This window comes from Limnochordia bacterium, assembly GCA_023230925.1.
Taxonomy (GTDB): Bacteria; Bacillota; Limnochordia; order DUMW01; family DUMW01; genus JALNWK01.
Genome location: JALNWK010000017.1, coordinates 1 through 14,481 on the forward strand (window position 1 = coordinate 1; position 14,481 = coordinate 14,481).

7 protein-coding genes and 1 tRNA gene are annotated in these 14,481 nt (G+C 45.3%); all 8 read right to left on the minus strand.

Annotation, left to right across the window (positions count from 1 at the left end; all coding sequences use genetic code 11):
* On the minus strand, positions 1-222 hold a 222-nt coding region (locus M0Q40_05465), incomplete at its 3' end, for a hypothetical protein (GenBank protein MCK9222060.1).
* A 154-nt stretch (positions 223-376) separates the two neighbouring features.
* Complete coding sequence (locus tag M0Q40_05470) at positions 377-1,084, minus strand: hypothetical protein (GenBank protein ID MCK9222061.1); 708 nt, start codon at positions 1,082-1,084, stop codon at positions 377-379.
* A gap of 548 nt (positions 1,085-1,632) precedes the next feature.
* Entirely contained in the window at positions 1,633-2,340 is a 708-nt protein-coding gene (locus M0Q40_05475; protein ID MCK9222062.1) for a hypothetical protein, read from the minus strand.
* Positions 2,341-2,642: 302 nt separating this feature from the next.
* Positions 2,643-6,050 (minus strand): phospholipase D-like domain-containing protein, encoded by a 3,408-nt coding sequence (locus M0Q40_05480; protein ID MCK9222063.1) that lies wholly within the window; start codon positions 6,048-6,050, stop codon positions 2,643-2,645.
* Positions 6,038-9,724 carry a hypothetical protein gene (locus M0Q40_05485; protein ID MCK9222064.1) on the minus strand — a complete coding sequence of 1,229 codons (3,687 nt, stop codon included), beginning with the start codon at positions 9,722-9,724 and terminating at the stop codon, positions 6,038-6,040. The genes M0Q40_05480 and M0Q40_05485 overlap by 13 nt, the downstream gene beginning before the upstream one ends.
* Positions 9,725-10,389: 665 nt before the next feature.
* Positions 10,390-10,731 carry a DDE-type integrase/transposase/recombinase gene (locus M0Q40_05490; protein MCK9222065.1) on the minus strand — a complete coding sequence of 114 codons (342 nt, stop codon included), beginning with the start codon at positions 10,729-10,731 and terminating at the stop codon, positions 10,390-10,392.
* Positions 10,732-11,252: 521 nt separating this feature from the next.
* A tRNA-Leu gene (locus M0Q40_05495) sits at positions 11,253-11,340 on the minus strand.
* Positions 11,341-11,401: 61 nt separating this feature from the next.
* Complete coding sequence (locus M0Q40_05500; protein MCK9222066.1) at positions 11,402-13,276, minus strand: beta-N-acetylhexosaminidase; 1,875 nt, start codon at positions 13,274-13,276, stop codon at positions 11,402-11,404.
* Between the last annotated feature and the right edge of the window lie 1,205 nt (positions 13,277-14,481).

A 14,481-nucleotide genomic window follows, 5' to 3' on the forward strand; every position in this document is an offset into this window, starting at 1 on the left:
ACGGGCCTTATCTTCTTTACGCCACTTGTCTTCATTAGAAGGACTGCTATTGGGAATCAACTGTCCTTCTTTCCGAGCCTTAGAAATCCAAGTGTAAATAGTGCTTCCGGGGATGCCCGTCTCTGCGTGTATTTCATTTACTGTTTTATTTACTGGTGGCTTCAATTGCCTCAAGATGCTATCCTTAAAATCTCTTGAATAGCTTTTTCTTAGTGTCATCATGTAGTCTCAACCTCTCCCATAATAGTGTAACACCTACACGACAACTATGCTAACATACAGGGATTTGATTGAGCATGAAGAGACTTACCCCCATTGGAACTGGTTACTTCAAGTTCGTCAACCATAACGCCCAGAAGAAAACTAGAACCCATATTTATGAATGGCGACGAGCATAGTCTGTACGCAAAAACACCTTATACTCCATCACATCAAAATCATATTTTTTCAGCATCCGCACTATAAGCTTTCGGATATCGTTGGCGCTTAGATTTGTCGTAACGTATATGTCGGTCCCGTTAACCTTCCTTGGTTCTCGAACCTCTTTAGGGTTCTGGACAAAATACCGCACCTTCCGCCCCTTCATCGATTTGTCCCAGAGGAAACTGCGAAATAGTGACGCATCCTTAGATGCTAACACTTCGCACGTTTGGAGCAGAACAGCCCTCCAATCCGTCGCCTCATACCTAACGCCGAGTAACTCGAACCCTGCTGGGCGCGTATACGTATACGACTCATATAATGTATGAGCAGTATTAGGATCTAACTGCAATCCATCGTAGCCGGGTAAGATTCCTGCAAGTTCATTATCTTCTCTTGCTGCTACAATCTCTTCTAATGTATCACTTAATTGAAGTAACTCGGAATAATCGTCTAATCTCCGTTGAACCTGATCGATTGTCTCGTGAAGCTTCTTCAGGCATTCAACTCTCCGGTAGTCCCTGTGGTTAAGAGCTTGAAGAGCGACGTGCGCAATAGTGTTAGCGCAGTCCTCGACCACCTGATCTAGCAGTTCGATACACTCGAGGATTTCCATTGCATCTTTAGGAGATTCCTCCCGCAAGAAAACTATGAGTTCCTCCACTCATTATACCCCCCTTCGTATTGCATACATCACTAACGCCAGCTTTAGCAACTAATTGCCCCCCACATATCATCTGCTCAGCTGGAGACCCGGAATAAGCCTTCTAGCTAAAATCCTAGACATCGGTGCCAATGCTTTTGCATTTCAGGCCAACGTTTTGCAGCATCTTGACCAGTTACTCTAGTGAATTCTCTCGGTATCGACATTTATCATTATTCCCCGTTGCTTTCCCATGCACAATGAGTGAATCCCCTTTTCCAGGGTACCAGCATAATCATCCATACTCACCACTGTAGTACTTCGCTGAAAGCTCTCAATCGGAGCTATCCTACAGGAAGGGTTCTAAGCGTATTCACCATTTACCTTTTCTCTTAAACGCACGGACCCAGTTTCCTCAGACACTGGAAAACCGTTTTTACCCTATACACCAACCAGACCAGAATGCTTATTACCAGCGAATCAGTTCTCCCACCGCTCACCACCATTTTCAGGGACTTAATCACATCGGGGCTCGTTACACTCGATCGAGTACCACCCCGGAACAAGATTCATGCATGACGGGGGGAATAATCAGCACGCAAAAACACCTTGTACTCCGTCACGTCTATATCATATTTTGTCAGCATTCGCACTATAAGTTTCCCGATATCATTAGCGCTCAGATGGGTCGTAACGTATATGTCGGTCCCTTCGACCCTCCTTGGTGCTCGAATCTCTCTGGGGTCCTGCGAAAAATAACGTAACTTCCTCCCCTGCATGGATTTGTCCCAGAGGAAACTACGAAATAGGGATGCATCTTTAGATGCTAACAATTCGCACGTCTTGGTTAGGACACCTTTCCATTCCGTCGCATCGTACTTAGTCCCGAACAACTCAAACCCGGCGGGACGTCTATGTGTATACGATTCATTTAGTGTATGTGGAATATTGGGATCTAGCTGTAATTCATTATAGCTAGGCAGGATTCCCGCAGACTCGTTACCATTGCTCATGGTCGCAAGCTCTTCGGGAGCACTACCTGATTCAAGTAACCCGCTATAGTATTTCAACTTTCGCTGAACCCGATCTATAGTCTCATGCAAATCCTTCAGGCTTTCAGCCCTTTCGTAGTCTCTTTGGTTAAAGGCTCTGTAAATCGACTGTGCGATAGGACTGGCGCATTGCCCCACCGCTTGTTCCAGCAATTCCATACACTCGAGAATCTCCAATGCATATTCGGAAGCTTCTTCCCGCAAGAGGATTATGAGCCTCTCCATACATTATTCCCCCTTCTCATTGAGTACCTCGTTAACGCCAGCTTTACTCTGCCCCACTGAATGATTGCCGTCAATTTCACTCGTCACGGTTGGGCCTCGTTCTATGGTCCTGTTATAAACCCTCCTGCACCAAAAAGAATACACATTAGTGGAGAATATCTTATACGGTAACGAGCAGCCGAGCTATCAGCTTAACATTCGCGGTATTAGCAAATCGCGAAAGATAATCAGAATGCGGAGTATGGTCCGTTGGAACATCGATTGGATTAAAGCTGCAAACCCTCGTAGGACACCAGTATTACTCAGCAACAAAGGTTTCCTATCTCCCAATGGATAGAACTCGTTTCTTTAGAGGCTTTGCGCGCCGATTGGCGGATTTCCTCGCCTCCCGATGCCTCGGCACTCGAAGCGAACTGCTCATAGTAATCACCATAATTATCCCATAAACGTTCCAAATTCCTGTACAATTCATCAACGGCTCTAGCTTCTTCAAAATCATATCGGATATCAACAGCCTGAAGGTTACACAGAAGCTGACGAACCGAGCTCGGACCATAGCCCGCTTCTTGGATCCGTCTGGCTATCAGATCCCTATTTATCCCCTGAATAGCATTCTGTATGTCGCATATTACCTTTTGAACCTTGGAATCAATCAGCATCCCCTCAAGCTGTGCTGCGGACGCCGTGCCCTGGTTATACACTAAGACCTCTTCCGATAGAAGCTCTTCGGATAGACGATGCATAACTGCTTCTTGCTCTCTCTTGACTATATGAAGTGGGCATATCTTGTCGTCTCTAACAGGGTCCCATGTCGCTTCGTCCCATGCTGCTTCTACCACTGATAGTTCGGTTACAATCTTGTCACCAATTAAGACCGGTTTGAGATATTGATCAATGTCTCGTCCATTGACGTCTCGTAGTATAATCTGTACAACGACTGTTATTCCCCCGCTCTTGGAGAGACTAACGTTATCAATGACATAAGGTTGCACTGGGCTTTTGATGAGGGAGGCCTCTTCGATCGCTTTTCGCATACGTTTTTGCGCTTCTCGATAATCGATACTATGTTCATCCGCGCCCACTCTGACAATAGAATCAACCACTGTGTTCTCAATCATCTTCTCAATATCTGCACTCTTTGCCTTCCGGTTCCTAAGTACCCCCCGTAAAAACTCTTGATAGTGTGGGAGCACAAGATCATCAAAGAATGTATCCTGGTAAATGCCTTCTAGCTTTCTCTTCAACCGTTCCATCATTTTCAGCTCTGACTCTATAACAGGCATCGATGGAAATGTGTAAATGTCCACCTCCGGCACTTGTCCATCACTGCGCGGTCGATCGATACGTCCGATCCGCTGTTCAAGATTCATTGGATTGAAAGGAAGATCGATATTCATCAAGACTCTTGCATCTTGGAGATTCTGACCGATTGCTAGGGCCTCTGTTCCGATTACTAGATCCAACTCTTCAGAAGAACCTAAAAACTCAGGATTCCCCTTTGATATAGGCGAAAATCTTTCGAGAATGTGCTCCCTCGTGTCTTGGTTTTCCTTACCGATTTTCCAGTCCTGCCTTTGCCCCGTTACCAATCCCATCCGGTAAGCTGAGAACTCCTCATCTTCAATCAAACGATCAAAAAAGGCTACTGCGGTATCACGAAATTGAGTAATCAGCAAAACCTTTTCCCCTGCTCCCAAACACTCCTTTACTGCCTTTCGAAGGGCTTCGTACTTTTCATCCTTACGCGCAAATGCTTCGTCCAAATCACGGAGGATCTCATTAAGAAGTACCAGGTCTTGTCTGGCATGTTTTAGCATCCAGTCCAAAATTCGTATTGTATCAGACTCTTCGAGACTGGCAATCTGCTTTTCCACTCTTTTACGATAGCGCTGCTGATTTTGCCAAGAGATAAATTCGTGTTCGAGGATCTCCTTAGACTCCTCCATTCCGATTCCTATATCTTTCGGTGGCGCTATTTCTTCGGTTAAGCCATATTGCTGACGTAACCAAAGAGCGAAGTCTTCCTTTTTGCTGTTACCACCTTGAATACGAACGAGATCCTCCTGAAATATTCTCAATTTCTCCATAATGGATAAAAGCGTATGCTTGAATGCCGGCCACGAGGAATCTGCCCGTTTTAGAAACAATAATTTTAGCCGGTCGGTCGAGAAATCATAGTCATCTTCCTGATGATCCGCATAGCGAATAGGGTTAATGTATGGAAGTCGCAGATCGCCAATACGTATATAGTTTGCAGCAAAAGCCTTCTCTTTAATGGGCTCGTACATAACCTCAACCACCGGAAAACTACGCCTGGCAAACTCTACATCCTTCCTTCCCAATGTCTTTCGGGTCCTTTGGAGGAACAGATCTCTCCAAAAGGCCTCGAAAGCGCGATCATCCATTTCGATGGCTTTGCTTGCTTTTCGCGAGTTAAACCTTAGATACTTGCTATAAGGTTTCTGGGGTGGAACACTTTTCTTGTCAAGAAATAGTCGGCCAATATTGAAAACATCGCTTCTGGCGTTGTTCCAAGGCGTAGCTGTCAAAAGAAGGCCACGAACATTCTTATGTGACTGAGCCTTGATGTACGTTAGGTTTCTATATAATTTCGTACGGTCATTTTTCAATCCCTGATGGGCCTCATCAACAACAATAAGGTCGAAATGAAGATAATCATGTAGCTCAGATAAAGTCTTTCTTTGCATCTCTTCTTTGCTCATCAGCTGGTACCTAGATCGGGGAACACCTACAATATCTAGCTCTTCTCTCCATTGGTCGTGAAGCTTCGTTGAGGCAAGAATTAAGGCTGAGTTTGACTCCGAAGCCATAAGAGTAGCAGCCGCCGTCCTGGTCTTACCGAGACCAACTCCATCACAAAGAATACCCGTTCCAAATTGGTCTAAACGAAGTTTCATTTCGGATACTCCAACCACTTGATGATGATATAGAGTCTTCATGAACGATCCATCGATAGGTTCAATAATGCGCTGGGCAAAGTACCGGGCAAAAGTAAGGTATGTTTCCTTCGGATGGGGGTAGGCATAGCGTTTTGGCCGTGGTTTTGGCACGTGATGATCGATGACTTCGAGAAGCTCACGGGAGAAGTCGATCACTTCCTCACTTTCCCAGACCTCATTAAACCACCGGGTCAGTGCACCGAAGTTGTCCTGGCTTACCGTATTTAGTTCGGTATTGCCAAGCAACCCGCTTTCTGAGAAGTTGCTTGAACCGACAATCGCAAATCCATCATCAGCTCGTTCCCTTGTTCTATACATGAGGTAGGATTTTGCATGGAAGTAATTCGCTTCTCCCACATAGATTCTCACATCCACTTTCCCTTCAGCAATCCATTTACTGAACTGATACGCTAACTCAGTTCGTCGATCATCATAGCTCACTATTCCCTTAATCTCGTCGAACAAACAGTCCTTGGCTGTTCTAAGAGAGAAACCGTTGCTAAGCATCTCAGCAGTAGCGTAGTTGGTCCGATTCCCCATTAGGATACGTACAGTTCCTCCCTGTTCAAGCAAATCATGAACGGGCCTTTCCACCAACTGCAGCCCACTAAGGTAGAAATAAGCTACAGCCATATCTAGGTTCTCTGATTTTGGCAAAAGGTCATTTAGGGCATCCTTCATGGTGATCCGTCGGTTGTCAATTACTCGTCCATATTCATGGGACAATACATCCTTTTTCACACCGGACATTCTAACTCTCCCTTTTCAAGCAAACGATCATACTGCTCGATTACGCCCTGAGCGTTCTTTTCCATTTCACCTTGATGTCGGGGCGATTTGAACGTTGACAGAATGTACAGAAATTCGTCTCGTTTTATACCGTAAATCAACGCCACATATGCATCAATCTGATTTTGGATCAGTTGTCGGATCTTAGGATCTGTTACACCTTGTGAAATACCTGTAGCATTAGCCAATTCCGCAAATTCCGGTGTAGTGCAAATAAGTAACGCTGCTCGTTTGGCAATATCATTAAAGAACTCATCACCTTCAGTCAACCGGGGTATAGGTAATTGGTATACCACAAACATATTGATGTTTGTATTCGTTTTACGACGTAAAACGAAGTCTACTACAAACGAGTTAAACAACGAAACGATGACCAGTGCCTCGCGTAGTGAATAGTTTGATTGCCTTTCCGGCGTCCCTTTATTCAAAACCCATTGAAAAGGTATAGTAACAATAAGGCTATTGCCACAGTAAGTATCTTTGGGGAGAATCGTAGCAATAAACGTACGTCTATTGGTACTGCTTGCAATGGCACGATAGGCAATACGAAAATACTCGGAGTGTAACTGCACGTTTTTTTCCAAATTCGACCGATTACCAAAGACTTCTCTCACCGCTCTATCTGTAGGCAAACCGGTATATTCCCTGGCCATCGCCTCCATACGACTCATTTCCTTGGCACGCAATCGCTTTTTAGCTGGCACTCCGACAGAGTAACTTGGCTCTCCATGGAGGTGGGTGAACTGCTCCATCATTTTCCCCTCGAACAACGTTTTCCCTACACCAGGCGGTAAAAAAAAATGACTATCATTGGTCATGTGGAAATCGCTAATAAACTCAATATTCCATTTACCCGGTATGGATTCACCTAATGGTGGCCATTTAGCAAGCTTAGATAGGATGTCCACCTCTTTTTGCGAACGGAATTCCATAACGGACCATGTATTAGGAGCAAGTTTCTTTATGGTATCAACGGGTATGGTCATAAAAAGTCGAGATTCATAAAGATCCTGAAGTTCCTGACGATAAAAGAATGCCCGGAAACTATTGGTAGTACCGCCTTTCTCAAATAGAAGGATGGCAAACTTGTAACGGCCATCCACGGCCGGAAAGATCCCTTTCCGATTCTCAAAGCTAGCAATCTCTGAAAGGTTAGTGCACCCAAAGAGCATTTGGCGTAGCCCCGTAGAACCTAGATCCGTGTATACGTTGGATGGGACCAAAAGTCCACAGTGACCGCCATCGCCGATGAGCTGGTACGCCCGCTCCAGAGATATTTTATACAAATTAATATCTCCTCCGGTATATTTGCCGTTTATTCTAGTCCGTTGGTATTTATAATGCCCCTCTTGCAGAAAATACGAGCTTCCCACCTCATAGTAGCCATTTAGCCACTTCCAGCGTTCTTCGATATAGGGCATTGCCTCAAACATCGATTTCATTTTCTTTAGCTTTTTCTGTTTCGGTAACCTACGGAATCCTGGGGCGACTTCTTCGAAAAACTCATCGGAATTTGGCTTCCATATTTCCCATGGTGGGTTCCCTAGACAAACGGTAAAGCCCGGATTTGCTTTCAAAGAGCCATCTGCTTCAAAAAACACTTCCGGGCAGTTTATCTCAAGTGCCTCGGGTAACATGGCATCTTGGTATCCGCCAAGGGTGTCTTGTAATGATTGTCCCACTTGAACTTGTAGCGCTTTACGTTCCTCATAGAGCTTCCGGTATATAGGTCTACTCTTCTTCGGAGAATCGGAATCAATGATTGAGCGGCGTAGCTCGATCAGCCCCCTAATCTGCTCCTTGTGTTTCCTAAAGACTTCATCACGTTTATTAGGAGCAACAGGAGTAATCAGTGAGTTTTGATGAATTAAGGTTAGACCAATGAGTTTGGGAAAGTTCTCGCCGGCTTGCCAGTTCTTCATTGCAGACAGAGTCAAAGTCTGGGTGCTTATGATCAAGGCTTTGTAGTCAATATCTATACCGTATATCATCTCTAAGAGAATGTACTTCTCCCAAAGACCCTGTGCTTCTTGAGTCGGTCTAAACTCCGGGAATAACTCGAATATTAACTCCCTTGTCTTGATATCGGAGATGGCTTCAAGAGTACGTACCACATCATTTCGTTTAGACGAGAGGTAGCGAAAAGCCCCACGTAGAAAAGAACCGCCCCCACAAGTAAAATCAACTACCGTGATATCTTTAAGATAATGGACCGCCTCAATTATTCCTTCCTTGCCTGCTGTTTCATCATTGATGATTGCTTCCAATCGTTCTCGCCGTATGTCAAACTCCTTACCCAAAGACTGCTCCACCATGTAACTAACTAACTGGTTATCTGTATAATAGGCCCCACGATGCTTTTGTTCTTGAAGATCACCAGCATACTCTACTACCACATTACCCCCGTCTCTAACGATGATCTGGAAGGAATGGCTCATGCTGTTTTCATAGTGTTCTTGTATTTGTTCCGGTGGAAGGTCTTCATATCGGAAATTATAACGTCGTGAAGAGGTGTCTGCCCAAAAACCTAACAAAAGCTCTGGCTGGTACTCGTTTATTCGATCCTCAACTGTGTTGGCAATTAATGCAACGTCACTGTCAAACAGATCACCACCATACGCCAATTCAAATTGCGTCCGCATTCGCGTATAGATCTCTCTTATCTCATCGGTCCTCTTAATGGTAACGGGACTTGTAACCAGATCAAATAAACTAGTCTGTTCCTTACCTTGCGCAACCAAAGCCCTGTTTATTGATCTTTCGTCCACAGAAGTTCGGTACTTAACCTCGGCTAGATATTGTAGGACCTCCTCCATCCTTCCTTCGCCATGGCCGAACCCAAGATCGGAAAGGTCGTCCTGTCTGGAAAACGGTTCTAGACCATGATAAGCCTCAAAAAAACGTCGTAGCAAGACACGTAACACAATTGTGTCAACCACGCTGCCGACGGCCTCCTTAAAGTAGGGCTTTAGTACCTTTTCGTGTAGCGGCAAATCCGCGATCTCCATCCGAATATGCCGTGGAAGAAGTCCAAGCAAAGCATCTACACATTTTTCGTCCATTATCATGGTTTCGGCAATACGTCTTCTGTAGAGTTGTACCATTGAGTTGAATTGCGTGGATAACTCACGTTTGAAGAGATTGTCTAGGTCCTTGATAGCAATGTTGCCGAAGATATCTTCCTTAAACTCCAGCATATCTTTGTGCAGACTCATCAGGGCATCTGCATACAAAGACACGCGTTCGATGGAATCTCTGGATATGTCTAGCCGCTCGTCGCGGTTCCCCCCAAATGCTCTGTAAATGACAATTCTCCCTAAGCCACTAAATGCATAGAGGTATACCGTAAATGGGCCAAACAGAGTTTTCTGTCTTTCCACCTCTTCAAAACGCTTACGTATTTGCGGCACTGTTGTTAAACTATCTAACTCATTGTCATAACGTAATGCCATTAGTGCTTGATCATCCGAATCAAATGACGGGTGGTCTATAAGAACCCAATCACTATCGGGATTCACGGGATTTAACATTAGGTCATAATCAAAAAGACTTGCAAAGCAACTCAGGGCATCACGACCTGACAAACCAGTAATCTCTAGAAGCATCTGGAGAACAAGTCTTTGGTTGGAGGTCATATATAATCACCCACTCCCGGTTGATACTTTCTTTACTTATTTATCATATGTATCCATGAGCACCGTCTGTCTACATCCCAACTAACAGCATGTTTGAAATGACCGGCATCCACTATCTTGATGATTCGATATTGAAGCCGCATATCCCTTGCATGAACATCCGATTACTGGGGTTTTGACAGAAGCCCAGCGAAAAGAGGAGAAAAGCCATAAAAAACCATGTGCTAGGTTGGTGAATCAAGCCCATAGCGAGCGAATATTTGTTCCGGTGTACCAAGTTCTTCAGGCAAAAGTCTTAACGTATAGCCGGCTAAGACAGAGAACTCCATTACAAGGAAACTCCCATAATATGCCCCTTAAAAAGACAATAACGTAATCTGCTACGGCCCTTTTTAATTCGCGGCGCCACCGTCTCACACCAAGGGGTTCGTCTGAGCTATCTCTGTCTGCACGACTCATTCGGGTGGAAACGTCGTAGAGTGATTCTTCATCCTCTTCTTCCGGGTTGTTAACACTTTCCCGGACACTTGCTAAGCGACACTCATTATAAGTTCCTCCGTGGAGTGGTTCAGCCATTCCATAGGACTAAGATAACCTAACCTCTTTTGTACGCGGCGTGTATTATAAAACCCTTCAATATATGCGAAGATTGCTTGGCAGGCTTCTTACGTATTTGGAATTGCCGCCAAATGAACAGCTTCTTCTTTTTTAAGGATGGAGAAGAAACTTTCACTCCAGGCATTGTCACCTAGCTTACCAGCTCGGGAAAAGCTGTGTTGGAACTCTAAGTCCTTCAACAGTTCCTGAGTCGCTTTGGCGGTATACTGCACTCCAAGGTCACTATGGTGTATACAGTCTTTTGGCAAACCCCAGTGCTTTTTAGCCTTCTTTATCGTCTCTGTCACTAACTCAGCTTTCATGTTATCCGCCATGGTATGAGCTAAAACGATACCTGTCGCCACGTCCTTGACTTTACAGAGGTATTCAAAACCTTCAGAGGTTCTGATGTAGCTGATGTCACTTGTGATGACCTGGAAGGGTTTGAAAAGACCTTAAGATCACGCATCTAGTAACAGACAAAGAGATATCTGCAACCATAGGAACCTAGAGTCAGAGCGGTTTGAGAGATTAGCCGGAGTTTTACATTTCAGTCTTAGCTTGAAATTACTGATCTTTGTAGCCTATTAAAATCGAAAAAATTTGGGCTGAACCGAAAATGCTTATGTCAGAACCTCAGACCCGATTACATCGTCACAGGCCATTGTTTACTTATGGCCGCAAACAAGTAAAGCGGTGTAGAAATAAGGCGGGGAACAAAACATCACAAATGCTAACTTGCGGAAGGGGTAAAAACCCCAGCCGCCAAGATCTCCAGTTTTCCGAGTGGACTGCAAAGATGAGACTAGTCAAATACACATTCGACATAACTGTCCAACATACATGCACAAACTACATAACAAGACACTGCATACATGAGAAGAAACTGCTTCGAATACTACCTTTTCTATACTGCAAAACCATAAACAAATGGTGCCGAAGGAGGGAGTCGAACCCTCACGAGGGGTCGCCTCACGCGATTTTGAGTCGCGCGCGTCTGCCCATTCCGCCACTTCGGCACATCACAGAATTATATTACCACAAATGCCGTGTCGGTGCAAGGCCAACGGGCAACTCTTTTTAGAAGGGGTTAGCACTTGCGATCTTCGTGTATTGATTGCAGCGAATGATCGTTGCGGGCTCCCGGCCGTTAAACGATAGCCGTTCTTCTTCTAATTCGGGTAGCTCCGGTACATCCCCTGCCAGATACTGCTGTAAGCGCCATTTGGCCGAGTCAATCCTACTCAGTACACCACCATAGCGAATATCTAGAATCTCCCATCCAAAGGGCTTGTAGGTGGCAAACCACTGTTTTCTGTGGGTTGTTCGTAGCTGTTCAACTAATGCCTGTAATGATGGGAGGTCTTCTTCCATGATACCCTTGAGCCCCTGATGGTCCCTCTGCTGGTAAGCTTCAGTCATACGCAGACCTATCTCCGCTTTAATCTTCAGCACTGCGGCCATCTTTTCAGGCACTTCAAACACTAGGCTCCACTGGGGCAACGAATTCTTCCAGTGATTAAACCGCTGCTCTAGTTCCCCGTAGTACTGTCCAAGGGAATGCCCTTCAGCATGCTTGTCAAATAGGCCAAGTAGAGGATCCTGCCATAGTAAGTACTTGCTTGGATTGTTCGTTGCCAGATTGTCTTCACCTACACCGGGTACTTCATCTAAAGAACGTAGGTCCCAGAAGGCTTCAAAAGGGGCACCAGTACAGAAATGGAAGCGTTCTTTGAGGCTTTCTATGTTGAGTTTATCATGATAACCGTGTTCAGCAAATAATTGCATACCTAGCAGGGTTTGAAGGATGTTTACTTCCGCACCATTATCATGCCAGATGGTAGCAAATACTTGCCTGACTTCCTCCTTTTTGCAGGCTGCTAGTGCCGCATTGGTCGTTCTAAAGGTCTTCCCGTAGTTGAGGCAACAACCATTCCAGGCCCAAATGCCCCCTGCGAAGATTGTCTCAGTCCCTAGTTTCTTATGCCGGCGGATCCACTCGGTATAGAAGTCTGGATCATCGTGGTAGTAGTCCCAGTACACTAACCCAACTTCCTTGGGGATACTCTTGGCCACGTCATCGGAAATGGAACTCTCTAGATCGTAATAACCCCTGGTCTTGGAGCCTAGCCGGAAGAACATATCACTCCACATCATTGGCTTAAGACCATATTTCGATGTAATCTCTATTACTCTATTAAGATGCTCAAGCATGATATCGTAACGCTGCCTGTATCCGTTTTGATCGAGGTAGCGGCCAAGACCCAACATCATCGCCTCATCCATACCAATATGGATCCGCTTACTGGAGTACATGCTGGCAACGGTGGCGATTAGTTCTTCAATGAACGCATAGGTCTTTTCATCACCCACCAACAGAATATCATCGGTATCTCGCAGTGGTGCCCGCTTATCCCACCTAAGGGCGGTACTCAAATGGGCCAAAGTCTGGATACAGGGAACCATTTCAATGCCTAGTTTCTGGGCATAGGCATCACAGTCGCGGATCTCACAAGCGCTGTATCTGCCACGCATATACCCGAAATAGGGTTGGGACTCAACCTCATAGGTGTCCTCCGTGTAAAGCATCAGCGTATCAAGACCCATGATCGCCATCTTGCGTAGAATCTGCTTGATGGTATCAGTAGTCATGACTGAGTTTCTGGATACATCCACCATGATTCCATTCATATCAAACTGGGGAGTTTCGTCAATATTGACAGTGTGTTTCTTGCGTAGGGCCTGCACAAGAAGACCTAAGCCGCGGAAGAAATGAGTCTCCTTGGCATACTCGATGGTGTAGCTGCCGTCAGACTCGTATACACGTAGATTACCTTCAGTTCTACGAGCCACTACGGGAATACCTTCACTCTTCGATTCAATGGAGAGATCCTCTGCTAATAAAGCAACTCCCTCATGTACTTCTTTTGTGCACCCCGTGATGTTTAGCTTCATTACTTACGTTCCTCCTATACCTCACCGATACTTTGCTACAGCAGGACCCTTTGGAGAAGTGGCACCCCTCTAGTACTCTATCTTCATCCATTTTTGGGGAATGGGCCATACCTTTCACCAATGGAAAGCTACGCTCTCTAGCTAGTGTTATCTTTGATCATCACAACTAGTCCTATCTAGTACTAGGCAAGAAAGGAAAATGCCTACAGTAAGATGATTAACATCGCCCAATTAAACGCGGGGTTACTTCTGGCCGTGACCCAAAGCTTTACCCGAAACTGTACTTTTACCTATGTGTAAAGAATAACAACACTTGGAGAGATGCAAGTACTCCCGACTCAGCTGGTGATTTCAGTCAGCGTCCTGCTTGGACTAGCTATTCGACGCTCAGCCAGGGATTCCCTTCCGATTCTTTGCGGTACTCATCTTGCGATCCTTAAGATAGACGAAACTCCACGTCTTTTGCTCTCTGCAAGCATTTGGTAGAATGAGCTCATAACTCGTTAATCTCAACATTGCTGTAGTGTGCGGAGTGGCACATGCTAGAATACTCGCTAGACACCTAGCATCTAAATATGGCACATGTAGCGGAAAAGACGTCTTCCGGTATGCTCATAAACAAGATGCCAGCCTTACCCGGCTTCGTCAAGAATACCGTATTGATACCAAGGCAACAGGCAAGGGTTCATTCGACAAAGTTCTGACACTGATGGATTGGGTACATCGCACACTTTTTGTCCAGGAATCCCATCTATTTCCCTTAATTCATTTAGCTAAAAGGGAGCGATGTTTTGTGTTCCTTATACGGTTTTTGATGAATGAAGCACTATTGTCCATTGGCATAGACAGACGAATGTTCCGATGTTTACCCTTCGACATGGATTGCCACGTATCAGTTATGGTTTATCTGCCGGAGGTGAGTAGGTAGGGACTCTTCGACCCAGCTTTTATGCAGACTCTCTGGATGACCGGGCTTAACTCCAAACGTCGAGGAGATCCGCCAAAGCACTTTAGGCCGTATACCAAGCAACGGCCTTATCTGCAAGACCTCCGACGAGTGGTACTCCCTATACATTCCCAAAAGCTGTTATCGCCTAGGGAAAGCTCCTTCTGGTATTGTACCAGCGAGCTAGAGACAATAGTCTTCCTAAAGCCAGTAATGAATATGATTAGAGCACATGGCGTTATGTACCAATAACACCGTA

What these genes read in the sequence shown, in the direction of transcription:
- M0Q40_05475 (MCK9222062.1), bottom strand. Translation starts at nt 2,340, where the DNA reads ATGGAGAGGCTCATAATCCTCTTGCGGGAAGAAGCTTCCGAATATGCA.
- M0Q40_05480 (MCK9222063.1), bottom strand. Translation starts at nt 6,050, where the DNA reads ATGTCCGGTGTGAAAAAGGATGTATTGTCCCATGAATATGGACGAGTA.
- M0Q40_05485 (MCK9222064.1), bottom strand. Translation starts at nt 9,724, where the DNA reads ATGACCTCCAACCAAAGACTTGTTCTCCAGATGCTTCTAGAGATTACT.
- M0Q40_05500 (MCK9222066.1), bottom strand. Translation starts at nt 13,276, where the DNA reads ATGAAGCTAAACATCACGGGGTGCACAAAAGAAGTACATGAGGGAGTT.